This window comes from Comamonas aquatica (genome assembly GCF_018064205.1).
GTDB lineage: Bacteria > Pseudomonadota > Gammaproteobacteria > Burkholderiales > Burkholderiaceae_C > Comamonas > Comamonas aquatica.
The window spans coordinates 1-16,722 of record NZ_CP072916.1 but is presented as its reverse complement, the minus strand read 5'-3'; the positions used below and the strand labels follow the sequence as shown (position 1 = coordinate 16,722).

The window sequence follows — 16,722 nt, the reverse complement described above, 5'->3', positions numbered from 1 at the left end:
CCGAATTATCCGGGGACGCCCCCACCGGCCGTGCGGCGGGGCGCAATACCCCGGCGTCAGGCCCTGTGGCCGGTCTGGCGCTCCAGCACGGTGACGGCGCCCTGCGGCAGCAGCTCGATGTGCACCTGCACGCTGGGGATGGCGGCCATCAGCGCGGCCTCGGTGCGGTGGCGCCAGTCGGCGGCCTGGGCCAGGCTCCAGTCCCCGGGCAGGTGCAGGTGCAGGTCGATGAAGCTGTGGCCACCGGCCTGGCGCGTGCGCAGGCTGTCGAAGACCAGGGCCACGCCGGTCTGGGCCTGGGCGGCCTGCACCTGGGCGTGCAGCACGGTCTCGACCTGCAGCAGCTGCTCGGGGTCCATGGCCACGTCCATCAGGCCCTGGGCGGCACGCCAGACCAGCACGGCGCCGTGCCACAGGATGTTCAGCGCCACGACCACGCCGGCCAGCGGGTCCAGCCACCACCAGCCGCTGAGGTGGGCCAGCCCCAGGCCCAGCACCACGCCCACCGAGGTGTAGACATCGGTCATCAGGTGGCGGGCATCGCCCTCCAGCGCCATCGAACGGTAGGTGCGGGCGCTGCGGAACATCAGCCAGGCCAGCGCGCCGTTGAGCACGGTGCTGGCCAGCGACAGGCCCAGGCCCCAGTCCAGGCGCTGCAGCGGCTGGGGGTCCAGCCAGCGGGCCACGCTGACCCAGATGATGGCCAGGCTGGCGCCAATCACCAGCAGCCCCTCAAAGCCGGCCGAGAAGTACTCCGCCTTGTGGTGGCCATAGGGGTGGTCGTCGTCGGCCGGGCGCTGGGCGATGGTCACCATGGCCAGCGCGAAGGTGGCGCCGGCCAGGTTGACGAAGGACTCCAGCGCATCGGACAGCAGGCCCACCGAGCCGGTCAGCAGCCAGGCCAGCATCTTCAGCACGATGGTGACCACGGCCACGGCGATGGAGATGCGCAACAGGCTGTGCGGCCTCATCCAGTCCGAAGTGCGTGCGGGTGTCTGCTCTGCCATGTCAGCCTCTGTAATTGAGAATGATTTTGGCTCTCAGCCCTTATATATCAAGCGCTGACAGCTATCGTTTTTTTCAACACTGCCTGCAGTGTGGCACAAAACGCCCGCCGGCGTGGTTCAGCGTCCGCGCTGGGCCTGGCGGTAGGCGCCGGGTGCCTGCCCGGTCCACTGGTGGAAGGCGCGGATGAAGCTTTTCTCGCCCGCAAAGCCGCAGGCCTGGGCCACGCGCTTGAGGGGGGTGTCGGTGCGCTGCAGCAGGTGCAGGGCGCGGTCGCGGCGCACCGCGTCCTTGAGGGCCTGCAGACTGGTGCCGTGCGCCTGCAGCTGCCGGTGCAGGCTGCGCGGCGCCAGGTGCAGCTCGGCGCACAGCGTGGCCGCCGTGTGGCTGCACTGCGGGTGGGCGGCCAGGGCCTGGCGCACGCGCTGCACCAGGGGCTGGGCCGGCTTGTAGGGGCGCACCTGCAGCGGCAGGGCACGCTGCAGCATGGTGTTGAGCGCGGCCTCGTCGCGCACCAGGGGCAGCTGCAGCCAGTGGGCGTCCAGCTCCAGGCTGGCCGCAGCAGCGCCAAAGCGCACCGGCGCGTCGAACAACCGGCCATAGACCGCCTGGTGGGCGGGCGCCGGGAAGGGAAAGCTGACCTGGCGCAGCGGCAGGCGCGTGTCCACCAGCCAGCTGGCAAAACCGTGCAGGTTGCGCAGCACGGACAGCAGGCAGAACTCCTGCATCGCGCCCAGCTCGCGCCGCGCCTGCACGCGGATGGTGGCCAGCGGGCCGTCGACCTGCAGCGCCAGCGCCAGGTCGTCCGTCAGCAGGCCGTGGTGGCGGCACCAGCGCGCCACGGCCAGCCCCAGCGAGGGGCTGCTGATGCTGGCGCGCGCCAGCAGGCCGTAGCTGCCCCAGGGCAGGCGGCGCTGGAACCAGCCCAGGCCCTCGTCGTCCAGCTCGCGCATGGCGTGGGCGCACAGCAGCTCCATCTGCAAGGCAGTGATGCGGGCCTGGTCATCGGCCAGCAGCGCTGGCGCAATTTGCGCCTGCTGCAAGGCCACACCCACCTCCATCCCACGCTGCGCATAGGCCAGCGCCACGCAGCGTACAAAGGCGATCGGGGTGAAAGCGGGGTGCTGGCCGGCGGCGGCCGGCACCAGGGCGGGGGTGGTCATATGGCCATTATTGCAACCTCTGTGACCACATCTGTATCGTGATTCGCCCTAGGCTTGCAGCATGCCCTGCCGGGCCGCACGCCGCGCCCGGCCCCACCCGACGGAGACGTTCACGCCCATGCGCCACCGCCCCCCTGCCCTGCCCACCGCCTCAGGCGGTGGTCTTGCCCGGCTTCAGGCCTGCGGCCCGGCAGGCCACGGCCAGGCGTTTGCGCAGCGACACCTCGGCCATGTCCAGCTCGCTGACCATGGCGCGCAGGGCTTCGTCGTTGATGCGGTGCGCCTGCCGCTCGGCGTACAGGGCGTCGCGCTCCACCTGGATGCAGCGCACGCGCAGCTCCATTTCCTTGACCAGGCGCTGGCGGCGCTCGTGCACCATCTCGGGGGTGTCGCGCTGCGCCTCGGTGGACGTGGCCACGCCCGAGCTGTCGTCCAGCAGGTGGATGCGGTTGCGGTATTCCTGCGTGATGCGGCCCACCACCTCCTGGTACTGGGCCACCCACTGCTCGTCGTGCTGCTGCATGTCCTCTTCGGTCAGCGTCAGGCTGGCGATCGCCGCCTTGCAGGCCACGGTGCGCGCGACACGTTCCTCCAGCTGGGCTTCCGTGTCCTCGTGCGGCGGCATACGGCGCAGGATCAGCGGCAGGGCGATGGCGCCCAGCACCAGGGTGAACAGGATCACGCCAGTGGCCAGGAAGATCAGCAGGTCGCGCTCGGGAAACGGGCGGCCATTGTGCAGGTGCACGGGGATGGACAGCGCCGCCGCCAGCGTGACGGCGCCGCGGATGCCGGCCATGGTGGTCGCCAGGTTCAGCAGGTGCGAGGGCTTTTCGGCCATCTTGCCTTCGCGGTGGGCCTTGCGCAGCGCGCCGTGCACGCCCAGCGTGATCCACGCCCAGCGCACCAGCAGCAGCGCGATCGAGATCACGGCCACATAGCCCACCAGCTTCCAGCCTTCGTGGCCGGCGTCCATCAGCGTGACGCCGATGATGGACGGCAGTTGCAGGCCCAGCAGCAGGAAGATGGCGCCGTTGAAGGCGGACTCCACCATGTTCCAGGTGCCTTCGGTCTGCAGGCGCTCCGAGATGAAATTGCTGCGGTCCAGGTCGGCGAAATTGGTGGCCACGCCGGCGGCCACGGCCGCCAGGATGCCGGACACGCCGATCTTTTCACCCACGATATAGGCCGCAAACGGCAGCAGCACCAGCAGCAGCACCATCTGCGTGGCGGCCACGTCGCCCACGCGGCGCGTGATGGCGTCGCGCGCATAGCTGAAGCCCCAGCCCATCAGCGCCCCGATGCCCAGGCCGCCCACGGCCATCCAGGTGAAATCCTTGGCGACATTGCTCCACGAGAACACGCCGGTCAGCGTGGCCAGCACGGCAAATTTGACGGCCACCAGGCCCGAGGCGTCGTTCAGCAGCGACTCGCCCTCGAGCATGTGCATGGTCTTGTGCGGCATGCCCAGGTTGCGCGTGATGGCCGAGACGGCCACCGCGTCGGTGGGCGAGACCACGGCCGCCAGGGCGAAGGCCACGGTCAGCGGCATGGCCGGAATCATCCAGTGGATCAGGTAGCCCAGGCCCAGCACGGTGATCAGCACCAGGCCGAAGGCCAGCAGCAGGATGGGGCGCGCCAGGGCAAAGAATTCGCGTTTGGGGATGCGCCAGCCGTCGGCAAACAGCAGCGGCGGGATGAACAGCAGCAGAAACAGTTCCGGGTCGAAGGCGATGTGCAGGCCGCGCTGGGGCCAGGCAATCAGGGCGCCCAGGGCAATCTGGATCAGGGGCAGCGGAATGGCGCGGACGTAACGGGCCGCGATGCCGGTCAGCGCCCCCAACATCAGCACCAGCAGGACGGTTTCAACGGTGTGCATGCGGCATTGTCTGGTGTCGCTGGTGCGCCTCCGTCGCAAACGATCACAAAAACCCTGAATCAACATCGGGATAACCCTAGGGATACCAAGGAGACAACATGGGCGTTCTAAACAGCCAACTCAACCCGCGCTCGGCCGACTTCCAGGCCAATGCGCGCGCGATGCAGACCCTGGTCGATGACTTGCGCGCACGTTGCGAGCAGATCGCCCAGGGCGGCGGCGAGGCCGCGCGCGCCAAGCATGTGGCGCGCGGCAAACTGCTGCCGCGCGATCGCGTGCAGATGCTGCTGGACCCCGGCACGCCCTTTCTGGAAGTGGCGCCCCTGGCGGCACTGAACATGTACCACAACGACGCACCGGGCGCGGGCCTGATCGCCGGCATCGGCCGCGTCAGCGGTGTGGACTGCATGATCGTGTGCAACGACGCCACGGTGAAGGGCGGCACCTACTACCCGATGACGGTGAAGAAGCACCTGCGCGCCCAGGAGATCGCCCAGCAGAACCGCCTGCCCTGCATCTACCTGGTGGACTCGGGCGGCGCCAACCTGCCCAACCAGGACGACGTCTTCCCCGACCGCGACCACTTCGGCCGCATCTTCTACAACCAGGCCAACCTCAGCGCTCAGGGCATTGCGCAGATCGCCGTGGTCATGGGCAGCTGCACCGCCGGTGGTGCTTATGTGCCGGCCATGAGCGACGAGTCCATCATCGTCAAAAACCAAGGCACCATCTTCCTGGGGGGCCCGCCGCTGGTGAAGGCGGCCACGGGCGAGGTGGTCAGCGCCGAGGACCTGGGCGGCGGCGACGTGCACACGCGCCTGTCCGGCGTGGCCGACCACCTGGCCGACAACGACCTGCACGCCCTGGCCCTGGCGCGCACGGCGGTGAAGAATTTGAATAAAAACAAGCCTGCAGCGCCCACCGATGCTGTGCCAGCAGCTCCGCTTTTTGATGCGCAAGAGCTGTATGGCGTGATCCCGACCGACACGCGCAAGCCGTTTGACGTGCGCGAGATCATTGCCCGCATCGTCGATGGCAGCGTGTTCGACGAGTTCAAGGCGCGCTTTGGCAGCACCCTGGTCTGCGGCTTTGCGCGCATCGAAGGCATGCAGGTGGGCATCATCGCCAACAACGGCATTTTGTTCAGCGAATCGGCCGTCAAGGGCGCGCACTTCATCGAGCTGTGCTGCCAGCGCAAGGTGCCCCTGGTGTTCCTGCAGAACATCACCGGCTTCATGGTCGGGCGCAAGTACGAGAACGAAGGCATTGCGCGCCACGGCGCCAAGCTGGTGACGGCCGTGGCCACGGCGGCGGTGCCCAAGTTCACCATCATCATCGGCGGCAGCTTTGGCGCCGGCAACTACGGCATGTGCGGCCGCGCCTTCAGCCCGCGCTTTTTGTGGATGTGGCCGAACGCGCGCATCAGCGTGATGGGCGGCGAGCAGGCCGCCAGCGTGCTGGCCACGGTCAAGCGCGACGGCATCGAGGCCCGCGGCGGCCAGTGGAGCGCCGAGGAGGAGAACGCCTTCAAGACCCCGATCCGCGAGCAGTACGAAGTCCAGGGCCACCCCTACTATGCCAGCGCCCGCCTGTGGGACGACGGCGTGATCGACCCCGCCGACACGCGCCGCGTGCTGGCCCTGGGCCTGTCCGCCAGCCGCAATGCGCCGATGGAGGACACCAAGTTCGGTGTCTTCCGCATGTAATGGACCGATGACCCAGCCAGGAGCACGCCCATGACCCGTCCCGTCACCCTGACCACCAACGCCGGTGTGGCCACCATCACGCTGAGCCAGCCGGAGATCCGCAACGCCTTCAGCGACGAGGTGATCGCCGAGATCACCGCCGCCTTCGAGGCCGTGGCCCAGCACGCCGCCGTGCGTGCCGTGGTGCTGGCCGCCGAGGGCCCGGCCTTTTGCGCCGGCGCCAACCTGAACTGGATGCGCCGCATGGCCGACTACAGCCGCGAGGAGAACCTGGTCGATGCCGGCAAGCTGGCGCAGATGCTGCGCACCATCTACACCTGCCCGCACCCCACCATCGCCCGCGTGCAGGGCGATGTCTACGCCGGCGGCCTGGGCCTGGTGGCGGCCTGCGACATGGCCGTCAGCGTGGACAGCGCCCACTTCTGCCTCAGCGAGGTCAAGATCGGCCTGATCCCGGCCACCATCGCCCCCTACGTGCTGCGCGCCATGGGTGCCCGCGCCGGGCAGCGCTATTTCCTGACCGGCGAGCGCTTTGACGCCGCCGAGGCCCTGCGCATCGGCTTCGTGCACCAGGTGGTCGCCCCCGAGGCGCTGGACGACGCCGTGGACGGCCTGCTCAAGCACCTGCTGCAGGCCAGCCCGGCCGCCGTGCGCGCCTGCAAGCGGCTGGTGCAGGACACGGCGGGCCACGCCATTGACGAGGCCCTGATCGCCCGCACCGTGGAAGGCATTGCCGAGATCCGCGCCAGCGCCGAGGGCAAGGAGGGCGTGCAGGCCTTCCTGGCCAAGCGCAAGCCAGCCTGGCTGTCCTGAGCCCCACCACACGCCACGCTGAACACCCATGAACGACCTCTGGAACACCCTGCTGCAGTGGCTGCACCGCGTGGGCCTGCACCCCGACCGCACGGCGGTGGAGCAGGCCGGCGGGGCCGTGCTGGACAGCGCCAGCGCCGCAGCGGCCGGGGTGGGCCAGGCCGTCGGCAGCATGGACATGGCCAGCCTGATGGCCCTGGCGGCGGCCCTGGGCTGGGCCAGCGGCTTTCGGCTGTACCTGGTGGTGTTCCTGGTGGGCCTGCTCGGAGCCACCGGCGCCCTGGTGCTACCCGGCAGCCTGCAGGTGCTGGCCCACCCGGCCCTGCTGTTCGCCAGCGGCGGGCTGCTGTGCGTGGAATTCTTCGCCGACAAGATCCCCGGCGTGGACTCGCTGTGGGACCTGCTGCAAAGCGTGCTGCGCGTGCCCGCCGGCGCGGCCCTGGCGGCCGGTGTGTTCGGCGCCGACCACACCACCATGGCCCTGGCCGCGGCGCTGATGGGCGGCACGCTGGCCGCCACCAGCCAGGCCGCCAAGACCACCACGCGCGCCGTGATCAACACCAGCCCCGAACCCTTCAGCAACCTGGGCGCCAGCCTTGCCGAGGACACGGCCGCCGTGGGCGCCGTCTGGCTGGCACTGGCCCACCCGGCCGTGTTCGCCGCAGTGCTGGCGGTCACGGTGGTGCTGATGTGGGTCGTCACCTGGATGCTGTGGCGCTTTCTCAAAGCCGCCCTGCGCAAGCTCAGAGGCTGGATGGGTGCGGCCGAACCTGCACCGCCGCAATTGCCAAAAACATAGCTGCTAACGCTGACCCAATAATCGCTAGAGCCTCAAAACACTTCAAACGGAGACAAGGCATGTTCACCAAAATTTTGATTGCCAACCGCGGCGAGATCGCCTGCCGCGTGGCCGCCACCGCCCGCCGCCTGGGCATCCAGACCGTGGCCGTGTATTCCGACGCCGACGCCCAGGCCAAGCACGTGGCCGCCTGCGACGAGGCCGTGCACATCGGCGGCAGCGCACCCAAGGACAGCTACCTGCGCTGGGAGCGCATCCTGCAAGCCGCCCAGGCCACCGGCGCACAGGCCATCCACCCCGGCTATGGCTTCCTGAGCGAGAACGAAGACTTCGCCCAGGCCTGCCAGGCCGCCGGCCTGGTCTTCATCGGCCCACCTGCCAGCGCCATCCGCGCCATGGGCCTGAAGGCCGAATCCAAGCAACTGATGGAAAAGGCCGGCGTGCCCCTGGTGCCCGGCTACCACGGCGCCGACCAGAATCCTGAGTTGCTGCAGCGCGAGGCCGACCGCATTGGCTACCCGGTGCTGATCAAGGCCAGCGCCGGCGGCGGCGGCAAGGGCATGCGCCTGGTGGAGCGGCGCGAGGACTTCGCCGCCGCCCTGGCCAGCTGCCAGCGCGAGGCTATCAACAGCTTCGGCAACGACGCCGTGCTGGTCGAGAAATACGTGCTGCGCCCGCGCCACATCGAGATCCAGGTGTTTGGCGACACCCAGGGCAACTGCGTCTACCTGTTCGAGCGCGACTGCTCCGTGCAGCGCCGCCACCAGAAGGTGCTGGAAGAGGCCCCCGCCCCCGGCATGACCGAAGCCCTGCGCGCCAAGATGGGCGCGGCCGCCGTGGCCGCTGCCCAGGCGGTGCACTACGTGGGCGCGGGCACGGTGGAATTCATTGTCGAGCAGCCCGGCGGCTACGACGCGCCCGACGCCATGCAGTTCTACTTCATGGAGATGAACACCCGCCTGCAGGTGGAACACCCCGTGACCGAGGCCATCACCGGCGAAGACCTGGTGGAGTGGCAGCTGCGCGTGGCCGCCGGCCAGCCCCTGCCCAAGCAGCAGTCCGAGCTGAAGATCATCGGCCACGCCATCGAGGCCCGCATCTGCGCCGAGAACCCCGACAACGGCTTTCTGCCCGCCACCGGCACGCTGCAGGTCTACCGCAAGCCGGCGTGCAGCAGTTTTGCCATCAGCGATGTGCGCGTGGACGACGGCGTGCGCGAAGGCGATGCCATCAGCCCCTTCTACGACAGCATGATTGCCAAGCTGATCGTGCGCGGCGACACGCGCGCCCAGGCCCTGGCGCGGCTGGATGCGGCCCTGGCGCAGACGCAGATCGTCGGCCTGGCCACCAACGTGCAGTTCTTGCGCCACGTGGTGCGCAGCACCGCGTTTGCCAATGCCCAGCTGGATACGGCCCTGATCGAGCGCGAGAAGGCCGCGCTGTTCGACCAGCAGCCCGTGCCCACCGCCCTGGCCGTGGCCGCCGCCGTGGCCCAGCTGCTGCAGGCCGAACAGGCGCTGCAGACAACCGACCCCTTCAGCCGCCGTGACGGCTGGCACAGCCACGGCACGCCGCGCCGCAGCCTGCAGTTGCTGCAGGGCGGCACGCCCGTCGCCGCCAGCCTGACCACGGGGCACGACGGCCAGTTGCAGCTGCAGGTGGGGGACACCACAGGCCGCCTGGACTGGCAACCCCAGGGCGACGGCCTGCTGGTGCAGTTTGCCGGCCTGCGCAGCACTGCCCAGGTGCATGTGCAGGGCGAGGTGCGCCACATCTTCACGCCCCAGGGCGCGGCCGTGCTGGAGCTGCCCGACCCGCTGGCCCACGCCGGCGAACACGGCGCCGAAGGCGGCCGCCTGACCGCGCCCATGCCGGGTAAAGTGGTGTCGTTTGCCGTGCAGGCCGGCGATGCCGTCACCAAGGGCCAGCCGCTGGCGGTGATGGAGGCCATGAAGATGGAGCACACCATCGCCGCCCCCGCCGACGGCGTGGTGCAGGAGCTGTTGTACGCCCCCGGCGACCAGGTCAGCGAAGGCGCGGAGCTGATCCGCATCGAGGCAACCGCCTGAACGCGCGCCGGCCGCAAACGGCCGGTGGGCGGGGGTAGGGCCCACCGGCCTGCTGGCTGCGTTCCGCGCCCCCCCTCCGCAGGCCCCGTTCGGTTGCACGCAAACCCATAGCTGCCCGCGCAGGATGTACGCCATCTTCCAATGAGAAAGCCTGCCAATTGCTTGCACTACTTGCGCCAGCAGCTCCTTTTTTGAAAGTAGCGCTGTCCCCGTGACAGACAGGCCATCGCCCACCCTGTAACCTTGCCGCCATGCGAGTGACTTTTTGCTGTACGGGTACCAAGGCCGAACCTTGGCTGGAAGGACTGCGCGCCGCCTTGCCGCATGCCGACATCAGTGTGTGGGCGCCCGGTGCGCCCCAGGCGGACTACGCCGTGGTCTGGGCGCCGCCCCAGCAGTTCCTGGACGAGCAGCCGGGGCTGAAGGCCTTGTTCAACATCGGTGCCGGGGTCGATGCGCTGCTGAAACTGCGCCTGCCGCCCCAGGCCCAGGTGGTGCGCCTGGACGATGCCGGCATGTCCGTGCAGATGGCCGAGTACGTGACCCAGGCCGTGATCCGCCACTTCCGCGAACTCGATGCCTACGAGGCCGACATGCGCCAGGGCCAGTGGCAATTCCGCAAGCCCCAGCTGCGCGCCGACTTCCCCGTTGGCGTGATGGGCCTGGGCGTGCTGGGTGAGCGCGTGGCCAAGGCGCTGGGCGTGTTCGAGTTCCCCGTGCGCGGCTGGAGCCGCAGCCCCAAGCAGATCGACGGCGTGCAGACCTTCAACGGCGAGGCCGGTTTCCACGACTTCCTGCGCGGTACGCGCGTGCTGGTCAACCTGCTGCCGCTGACGCCCGAGACCGAGAACATCCTGTGCCGCGACACGCTGCAGCAGCTGCTGCCCGGCGCCTACCTGATCAACGTGGCGCGCGGTGCCCACCTGGTGGAAGAGGACCTGGTGGCCCTGATCGCCCAAGGCCATGTGGCCGGTGCCATGCTGGACGTGTTCCGCCAGGAACCGCTGCCCGCCGGCCACCCGTTCTGGACCATCCCGCAGATCACCATGACGCCCCACACCTCGGCCCGCACCCTGCGCGAGGACAGCATTGCCCAGATCGCCGGCAAGGTCGCCGCCCTGAGCCGCGGCGAGGCCGTGGTCGGCATGGTCGACCCCCAGCGCGGTTATTGACCCGACCGTTCACAGACCCACAAGGACCACCCCATGAGCTACCCTACCCGCGTCAAACTGGTCGATGTCGGCCCCCGCGACGGCCTGCAGAACGAAAAGCAGCCCGTGCCCGCCGCGGTCAAGATCGAGCTGGTGCACCGCCTGCAGGCGGCCGGCCTGAAAGAGATCGAGGTCACCAGCTTCGTCTCGCCCAAATGGGTGCCCCAGATGGGCGACAATGCCGAGGTGATGGCCGGCATCGAGCGCCGCGCCGACGTGCGCTACTCGGTGCTGACGCCCAACATGAAGGGCTTTGAAGCGGCCGTGCTGTCGCGCCCCGATGAGATCGTCGTCTTCGGCGCGGCCAGCGAGGCCTTCAGCCAGAAGAACATCAACTGCTCGATCGCCGAGAGCATCGAACGCTTCGCCCCCGTGGTGGCCGCCGCCCGCGCGGCCGGCATCCACGTGCGCGGCGCCATGAGCTGCACCGTCGGCTGCCCCTACGAAGGCGAGGTGGCGCCCGAACGCGTGGCCTACCTGGCCGGTCTGATGAAGGGCATCGGCGTGCAGCACATCGGCGTGGCGGACACGATTGGCGTGGGCACGCCCATCAAGGTGCGCAAGGCCATCGAGGCCACGCTGCAGCACTTCGACCTGAATGACATCTCCGGCCATTTCCACGACACCTACGGCCAGGCCCTGTCCAACACCCTGGCGGCCCTGGCGATGGGCGTGTGGCAGTTCGACACCTCGGTGGCCGGGCTGGGCGGCTGCCCCTACGCCAAGGGGGCGACGGGCAATGTGGCAACCGAGGACGTGGTCTACATGCTGCACGGCATGGGCATCGACACCGGCATCGACCTGGACCAGCTGATCGATGCCGGCCAGTTCATCAGCGATCACCTGGGCCGCCCCACGCAATCGCGCGTGGCCAAGGCGATCCTGGCCAAACGCGCCAGCAGCGCGGCCTGCGAGGCGGTGTGAATGTGCGCTTCTGAATTGCATCCCCTGCCCGAAGGCGTGCAGCGCGTGGCGCGCTACCTGCAGGAAGTCGGTCACCCCCACACGCCCCAGATGCTCGAGGGTGCGGCCCGCACCGCGCAGGAAGCGGCCGACCAGTTGGGGATCGCGGTCGGCCAGGTGGCCAAGAGCGTGATCTTCAAGCGCAAGGAAGACGGCGCCTCGGTGCTGGTGGTGGCGGCCGGGGATCGCCGCGTGGATGAAAAAAAGGTGGCCGCCCTGGTCGGCAAGATCGGCCGTGCGGATGCCGACTTCGTCAAGGACCGGACCGGGTTCTCCATCGGCGGCGTCAGCCCGGTGGCGCACGCCCACGCACCCGTGACCTTGATCGACCGCAGCCTGCAACGCTTTGACGTGCTGTGGGCGGCAGCCGGTCACCCGCATGCGGTGTTTGCCTTGAACATGGAGGCCCTGCGCGCCCTGGCCCAGGCCCCGGTGGTCGACATTGCGCAGATGGTGGACACGGAGGCAGCACCTGTCGCCTGCGCCATCCCGCCTGTGCCCGACGCCTTGCGGCACAAGTTGCAGACCCTGCTGGCCCAAGGCAGCCTGCAGCCCTCGGCCGTCGAGGCACCGCCCTCGCCCTGCATCTCCGTCTGTCGTATGGATGCAGACCGCCAGTACTGCGTGGGCTGCCTGCGCACCCTGGATGAATTACGCTGCTGGGGCAAGGCCGATGCCACGGCCAAGCGCCACATCTGGCAGCAGATCCAGCAACGCTGCGGGCCGGCTTCTTAACCTCCTGAAAGGCAAGCGACATGCGCCACATCACCATGCACCTGGACTTTGTCTCGCCCTACGCATGGCTGGCCTTCCAGCAGTTGCCCCACACCCTGGCGGGCCTGCACTGCCACGTGGAGTACCGCCCGGTCCTGCTCGGTGCCTTGCTGCAGCAACACCACAACCCGGGGCCGGCCGGCATCCCCGCCAAGCGGGTGTGGACCTACCAGCACGCCGTGTGGCTGGGCCAGCACCTGCAGATTCCGCTGCAGATGCCGGCCAAGCACCCATTCAACCCCCTGCCCCTGCTGCGCCTGGCACTGCAAACCAGCCACGACGGCAGCATCAACCGCTATGTGGCGGAGACCATCTTCCGTCACGTCTGGCAGGGCGGCAAGGATGCTTTGGCCCCCGCGCGGCTGCAGGCCCTGCAGGCCGAACTGCAGCCGCGTTTCATCGCAGCCGCCGATGCCACCGAGGCCACCAAGCCCCTGCTGCGCAACAACACCGAAGCGGCCGCGGCCCTGGGCGTATTTGGCGTGCCCGCCTTCACCGTGGACGGGCAGAATTTCTGGGGGCTCGACAGCCTGCCGATGCTGCGCGACTACCTCGATGGGCACCCCTGGTTCCAAACCGAGGGCTGGGTAAATGCCGATGCCACTCCCTCGGGTTTGGCCTGATTTCAAGCACCGCCTTCCCCGGTAGGAATTTCCGGCCATGTCACATCCCGAAACAGACTGCGCGGGTTTGACCTGAATTTGTCAGAAGCACGTCAGTTTGACGCAAGTTCGCGTTGGATTCGCGTCAGAAGCGGGTCAGTACGGCCTCCAAGAATGTGATCGTCCGCACATGGCGGCAAGCAACAATCACATTCAGGAGACAACACCATGGCCATCAACGCTGCAAACGGCGTAGGACCGAAAGGCACAGCTGCCGCTCGGCCCATGACGCCAGAAGAACGCAAAGTGATCTTTGCGTCATCCCTCGGCACTGTGTTCGAGTGGTATGACTTCTACCTCTACGGTTCGCTGGCAGCCATCATTGCCAAGCAGTTCTTCAGCGGACTGGATGCCGGCTCCGCCTTCATCTTCGCGCTGCTGGCGTTTGCAGCCGGCTTCATCGTCCGTCCATTCGGTGCGCTGGTCTTTGGCCGCCTGGGTGACATGATCGGTCGCAAGTACACCTTCCTGGTGACGATCCTGATCATGGGCATCTCCACCTTCATCGTGGGTGTCCTGCCCAACTACGCCACCATCGGCGTGGCAGCCCCCATCATCCTGATGGTGCTGCGCATGCTGCAAGGCCTGGCACTGGGCGGCGAATACGGCGGTGCTGCCACCTATGTGGCCGAACACGCGCCCCAGGGCAAGCGCGGTGCCTACACCTCCTGGATCCAGACCACCGCCACGCTGGGCCTGTTCCTGTCGCTGCTGGTGATTCTGGGCACCCGTACCGCGATGGGCGAAGAAAAGTTCCAAGACTGGGGCTGGCGCATTCCCTTCTTGGTGTCCATCCTGCTGCTGGCCATTTCGGTGTGGATCCGCATGACGCTGTCGGAATCCCCCGCCTTCCAGAAGATGAAGGCCGAAGGCAAAACCTCCAAGGCACCGCTGGCTGAGTCCTTCGGCCAATGGAAGAACCTGAAGATTGTGCTGCTGGCCCTGGTCGGTCTGACTGCCGGTCAGGCCGTGGTCTGGTACACCGGCCAGTTCTACGCGCTGTTCTTCCTGACACAGCAGCTGAAGGTCGATGCCGTCACCGCCAACCTGATGATTGCCGCCGCACTGCTGCTGGGTACACCCTTCTTCGTGGTCTTCGGTTCGCTGTCGGACAAGATTGGTCGCAAGCCCATCATCATGCTGGGCTGCGCGCTGGCCGTGTTCACCTACTTCCCCGTGTTCAAGGCCCTGACCTCCGCCGCCAACCCGGACCTGGCCGCCGCACAGGCGAACGCCAAGGTCGTGATCGTGGCCGACCCCGCCGAGTGCTCGTTCCAGTTCAACCCCACGGGCACTGCCAAGTTCACCAGCTCCTGCGACATCGCCAAGCAAGCCCTGGCCAATCGCTCCGTCAGCTATGACACCGAACAGGCCCCGGCCGGCACCCCTGCCGTCATCAAAATCGGCGAGCACACCATCCCCAGCTACAGCTCGGTGGGTCTGAGTGCCGACGATGCCAAGGCCAAGGGTGCTGCGTTCACCAAGAGCCTGGCAGAAACCTTGAAGCAGGACGGCTACCCCGACAAGGCCGACCCCGCCAAGATGAACAAGCCCATGATGATTCTCATCTTGTTCTACCTGGTGATCCTGGTGACCATGGTCTACGGCCCCATCGCAGCCATGCTGGTGGAGATGTTCCCCACCCGCATCCGCTACACCTCGATGAGCCTGCCCTACCACATCGGCAACGGCTGGTTCGGCGGCCTGCTGCCCACCATGTCCTTTGCCATCGTTGCCCAGACCGGCAACATGTACAACGGTCTGTGGTACCCCATCATCATTGCCGGTGCCACCGCCGTGATCGGTACCCTGTTCTTGCGTGATACCAAGGACGTGGATATCTATGCCGACGACTGATTAAAAGGCTCTCCCCACAGTTGTGCGCCCCGCCTCAAAGCGGGGCGTTTCTTTTTATCGCGACCACGCATGGTGCACAGCAACATTCTTCTGTTGTTGTCATGCATCATTCGTCATCAAAACTTCACCCAAAAGCCCTGTACGGCAGGTGCAATCCCTAAAATTTGACCAGCCCTTTGCAAGTGCTAGTCACACAAAGTTGATGGCTACCCTCAACCCACCAAGGAAATAACATGACGAAGACAACTCGCGTAATGCTGGCCGTGCTGGCCGTTTGCGGTACTTCCGCCGCCATGGCCCAAAGCAGCGTGAACGTGTATGGCCGTATCAACACCACCGTGGAACACCAGAAAATCGGCGCCGATAGCAAGTCGGTCATGAATGACAACAGTTCGTTCATTGGCTTCCGCGGTACTGAAGACCTGGGCAATGGCCTGAAGGCGGGCTTCCAACTGGAAGGTCGCTTCAACGCAGATAACGGTTCTGGCGAAGGTGGCGGTGGTTTGAACTTCGCACGCCACAGCGAGGTGAACCTGTCCGGCAGCTTCGGTACCGTGCGCATGGGCCAGTTCTACGTGGGCTCTTACCTGGCCACTGCGGACTACATCAGCATGCACAACCACGACACCGGCACTTCTGCTGATGCCCTGTATGCTTATGTCTTCCCCGAAGGCAATCAGCTGTCCTACCGTTCGCCCGAATTCGGTGGCGTGACTGCTGAGTTCAACTACGGCTTTGGCGAAAAGAAGACTCGCACTATTGCAGACAAAAATGAAATCGGTTTGCCTGGCGGCGTTCGTACAGTGCAAGGCACAGAGAAGGGGGCATTCGACGCAGCTTTGAACTATGCCAATGGTCCCCTGGGCCTCGGCTTGGGCTACACACGCGCTGAAAGCAAGCGTTTTGGCGACACCCAAAAAGAACAGCAGCTGGGTTTGCGCGCAAGCTACACCATCAACAGCCTGACCCTGGGTGCCTACTACCAGTACTACAAGGTTGATTCGGAAGCGTTCGACACCAAGCGCCACGCCTACCGCCTGGCCGCCATGTACACCCTGGGCGCATCGGAATTCCACGCCAACGTGGGCCGTGCACAAAGCTACAAGGGCGTCGGTTTTGATGGCACAGCCGCTACGCAATGGACCCTTGGCTATAACTACAACCTGAGCAAGCGCACCAAGGTGTACGGCTACTTCACCAAGATCAACAATGGCGACAATGCCGCTTACGGCGTGACCAACGCTGGTGACAACTTCCGCTCCATCGCCGTGGGCGTGCGTCACCTGTTCTGATCACCCAGAGCGTAAGCTCTCTGCAAACCCTGGCTGGTGTAATGCCTCCAGGGTTTGCTCCAAGGTTTAAGCCCCAGTTCTTAGGAGTTGGGGCTTTTTTCTTGGCGACAGCCTCCAAGCTTGAAAAGTGGATACCCCTTCTTCAGAACAAAGGAGACTCTCATGTGGAAAATTGCTGTGGCTTTTGCCATCTTCGCCGCCATTTCGTTGTACATGATCATGCAATTTGGCGATCAGGTGGACATGAGCGGAGAAAAGCACGGAGCCGATGCAGTGCACGCACCTGCGCCTGCAGAAGCCAAGTGAGTGGCTTGGAATTCCAATCCGTGAGCGCCTGGCGCTGATCCAGATTCGGTTCTCAGGTCTTTGGTGCCTGATTCGCAATAAGAGCGCACGCAGTGCGCTCTTATTTTTTGAGAATTGGGAGTGAGCGCACTTGTGATCCATAAGCTGCCAACGCCGGTTCACAGCCAGGATGGACGTTCATCCCCCCCAAAAACAAAACCCCCTGCCTCGCTGGAGGTCAGGGGGT

Annotated in this window: 14 protein-coding genes and 1 pseudogene; 12 read left to right on the top strand and 3 right to left on the bottom strand. The window is 66.5% G+C overall.

All coding sequences use genetic code 11. From position 1 onward, the window contains the following. Window positions 1-56: 56 nt before the first annotated feature. The 3 genes from KAQ61_RS00070 to KAQ61_RS00060 all read right to left on the bottom strand — a co-directional run bounded on the left by KAQ61_RS00070 (window position 57) and on the right by KAQ61_RS00060 (window position 4,044). Entirely contained in the window at window positions 57-1,007 is a 951-nt protein-coding gene (locus tag KAQ61_RS00070) for a cation diffusion facilitator family transporter (protein ID WP_210930104.1), read from the bottom strand. A gap of 117 nt (window positions 1,008-1,124) precedes the next feature. Next, entirely contained in the window at window positions 1,125-2,168 is a 1,044-nt protein-coding gene (locus KAQ61_RS00065) for an AraC family transcriptional regulator (RefSeq protein WP_210930103.1), read from the bottom strand. 151 nt (window positions 2,169-2,319) lie between these two features. Beyond that, window positions 2,320-4,044: a Na+/H+ antiporter gene (locus KAQ61_RS00060; protein WP_183303598.1), complete on the bottom strand. Its 1,725-nt coding sequence runs from the start codon at window positions 4,042-4,044 to the stop codon at window positions 2,320-2,322. A gap of 98 nt (window positions 4,045-4,142) precedes the next feature. Between KAQ61_RS00060 and KAQ61_RS00055 the strand changes: the two genes are divergently transcribed. The 12 genes and pseudogenes from KAQ61_RS00055 (at window position 4,143) to KAQ61_RS00005 (ending at window position 16,496) form a co-directional block, all read left to right on the top strand. After that, entirely contained in the window at window positions 4,143-5,750 is a 1,608-nt protein-coding gene (locus KAQ61_RS00055) for a carboxyl transferase domain-containing protein (protein WP_210930102.1), read from the top strand. A 30-nt stretch (window positions 5,751-5,780) separates the two neighbouring features. After that, window positions 5,781-6,563 carry an enoyl-CoA hydratase/isomerase family protein gene (locus KAQ61_RS00050; RefSeq protein WP_043385329.1) on the top strand — a complete coding sequence of 261 codons (783 nt, stop codon included), beginning with the start codon at window positions 5,781-5,783 and terminating at the stop codon, window positions 6,561-6,563. Window positions 6,564-6,591: 28 nt separating this feature from the next. Further along, window positions 6,592-7,362 (top strand): DUF4126 domain-containing protein, encoded by a 771-nt coding sequence (locus KAQ61_RS00045; RefSeq protein ID WP_210930101.1) that lies wholly within the window; start codon window positions 6,592-6,594, stop codon window positions 7,360-7,362. 59 nt (window positions 7,363-7,421) lie between these two features. Beyond that, on the top strand, window positions 7,422-9,431 hold the full coding sequence (locus KAQ61_RS00040) for an acetyl-CoA carboxylase biotin carboxylase subunit (protein ID WP_210930100.1): 2,010 nt from the start codon (window positions 7,422-7,424) through the stop codon (window positions 9,429-9,431). Between the two features lie 251 nt (window positions 9,432-9,682). After that, window positions 9,683-10,603 carry a 2-hydroxyacid dehydrogenase gene (locus KAQ61_RS00035; RefSeq protein WP_043385320.1) on the top strand — a complete coding sequence of 307 codons (921 nt, stop codon included), beginning with the start codon at window positions 9,683-9,685 and terminating at the stop codon, window positions 10,601-10,603. Window positions 10,604-10,636: 33 nt separating this feature from the next. Continuing rightward, the gene (locus tag KAQ61_RS00030; protein ID WP_210930099.1) at window positions 10,637-11,566 is read left to right on the top strand and encodes a hydroxymethylglutaryl-CoA lyase; all 930 of its coding nucleotides are present in this window, start codon (window positions 10,637-10,639) and stop codon (window positions 11,564-11,566) included. Further along, a pseudogene (locus KAQ61_RS19005) lies at window positions 11,567-12,055 on the top strand (YbaK/EbsC family protein); the annotation flags it as partial. Beyond that, window positions 12,056-12,340: a DUF1289 domain-containing protein gene (locus tag KAQ61_RS19000; RefSeq protein WP_338026789.1), complete on the top strand. Its 285-nt coding sequence runs from the start codon at window positions 12,056-12,058 to the stop codon at window positions 12,338-12,340. It abuts the pseudogene before it with no gap. 20 nt (window positions 12,341-12,360) lie between these two features. Further along, window positions 12,361-13,002 carry a 2-hydroxychromene-2-carboxylate isomerase gene (locus tag KAQ61_RS00020; RefSeq protein WP_042414559.1) on the top strand — a complete coding sequence of 214 codons (642 nt, stop codon included), beginning with the start codon at window positions 12,361-12,363 and terminating at the stop codon, window positions 13,000-13,002. A 207-nt stretch (window positions 13,003-13,209) separates the two neighbouring features. Then, window positions 13,210-14,898: an MFS transporter gene (locus tag KAQ61_RS00015; protein ID WP_043385311.1), complete on the top strand. Its 1,689-nt coding sequence runs from the start codon at window positions 13,210-13,212 to the stop codon at window positions 14,896-14,898. A 233-nt stretch (window positions 14,899-15,131) separates the two neighbouring features. Then, complete coding sequence (locus KAQ61_RS00010) at window positions 15,132-16,190, top strand: porin (RefSeq protein WP_210930097.1); 1,059 nt, start codon at window positions 15,132-15,134, stop codon at window positions 16,188-16,190. 162 nt (window positions 16,191-16,352) lie between these two features. Beyond that, on the top strand, window positions 16,353-16,496 hold the full coding sequence (locus KAQ61_RS00005; RefSeq protein WP_169741455.1) for a hypothetical protein: 144 nt from the start codon (window positions 16,353-16,355) through the stop codon (window positions 16,494-16,496). Window positions 16,497-16,722: the final 226 nt, after the last annotated feature.

Bases quoted from the DNA above. Each gene is read 5' to 3' on its own strand.
- KAQ61_RS00020 (WP_042414559.1), top strand. From the start codon at position 12,361: ATGCGCCACATCACCATGCACCTGGACTTTGTCTCGCCCTACGCATGG.
- KAQ61_RS00015 (WP_043385311.1), top strand. From the start codon at position 13,210: ATGGCCATCAACGCTGCAAACGGCGTAGGACCGAAAGGCACAGCTGCC.
- KAQ61_RS00045 (WP_210930101.1), top strand. From the start codon at position 6,592: ATGAACGACCTCTGGAACACCCTGCTGCAGTGGCTGCACCGCGTGGGC.
- KAQ61_RS00070 (WP_210930104.1), bottom strand. From the start codon at position 1,007: ATGGCAGAGCAGACACCCGCACGCACTTCGGACTGGATGAGGCCGCAC.
- KAQ61_RS00005 (WP_169741455.1), top strand. From the start codon at position 16,353: ATGTGGAAAATTGCTGTGGCTTTTGCCATCTTCGCCGCCATTTCGTTG.
- KAQ61_RS00030 (WP_210930099.1), top strand. From the start codon at position 10,637: ATGAGCTACCCTACCCGCGTCAAACTGGTCGATGTCGGCCCCCGCGAC.
- KAQ61_RS00010 (WP_210930097.1), top strand. From the start codon at position 15,132: ATGACGAAGACAACTCGCGTAATGCTGGCCGTGCTGGCCGTTTGCGGT.
- KAQ61_RS00050 (WP_043385329.1), top strand. From the start codon at position 5,781: ATGACCCGTCCCGTCACCCTGACCACCAACGCCGGTGTGGCCACCATC.
- KAQ61_RS00055 (WP_210930102.1), top strand. From the start codon at position 4,143: ATGGGCGTTCTAAACAGCCAACTCAACCCGCGCTCGGCCGACTTCCAG.
- KAQ61_RS19000 (WP_338026789.1), top strand. From the start codon at position 12,056: ATGGTGGACACGGAGGCAGCACCTGTCGCCTGCGCCATCCCGCCTGTG.
- KAQ61_RS00065 (WP_210930103.1), bottom strand. From the start codon at position 2,168: ATGACCACCCCCGCCCTGGTGCCGGCCGCCGCCGGCCAGCACCCCGCT.
- KAQ61_RS00040 (WP_210930100.1), top strand. From the start codon at position 7,422: ATGTTCACCAAAATTTTGATTGCCAACCGCGGCGAGATCGCCTGCCGC.
- KAQ61_RS00035 (WP_043385320.1), top strand. From the start codon at position 9,683: ATGCGAGTGACTTTTTGCTGTACGGGTACCAAGGCCGAACCTTGGCTG.
- KAQ61_RS00060 (WP_183303598.1), bottom strand. From the start codon at position 4,044: ATGCACACCGTTGAAACCGTCCTGCTGGTGCTGATGTTGGGGGCGCTG.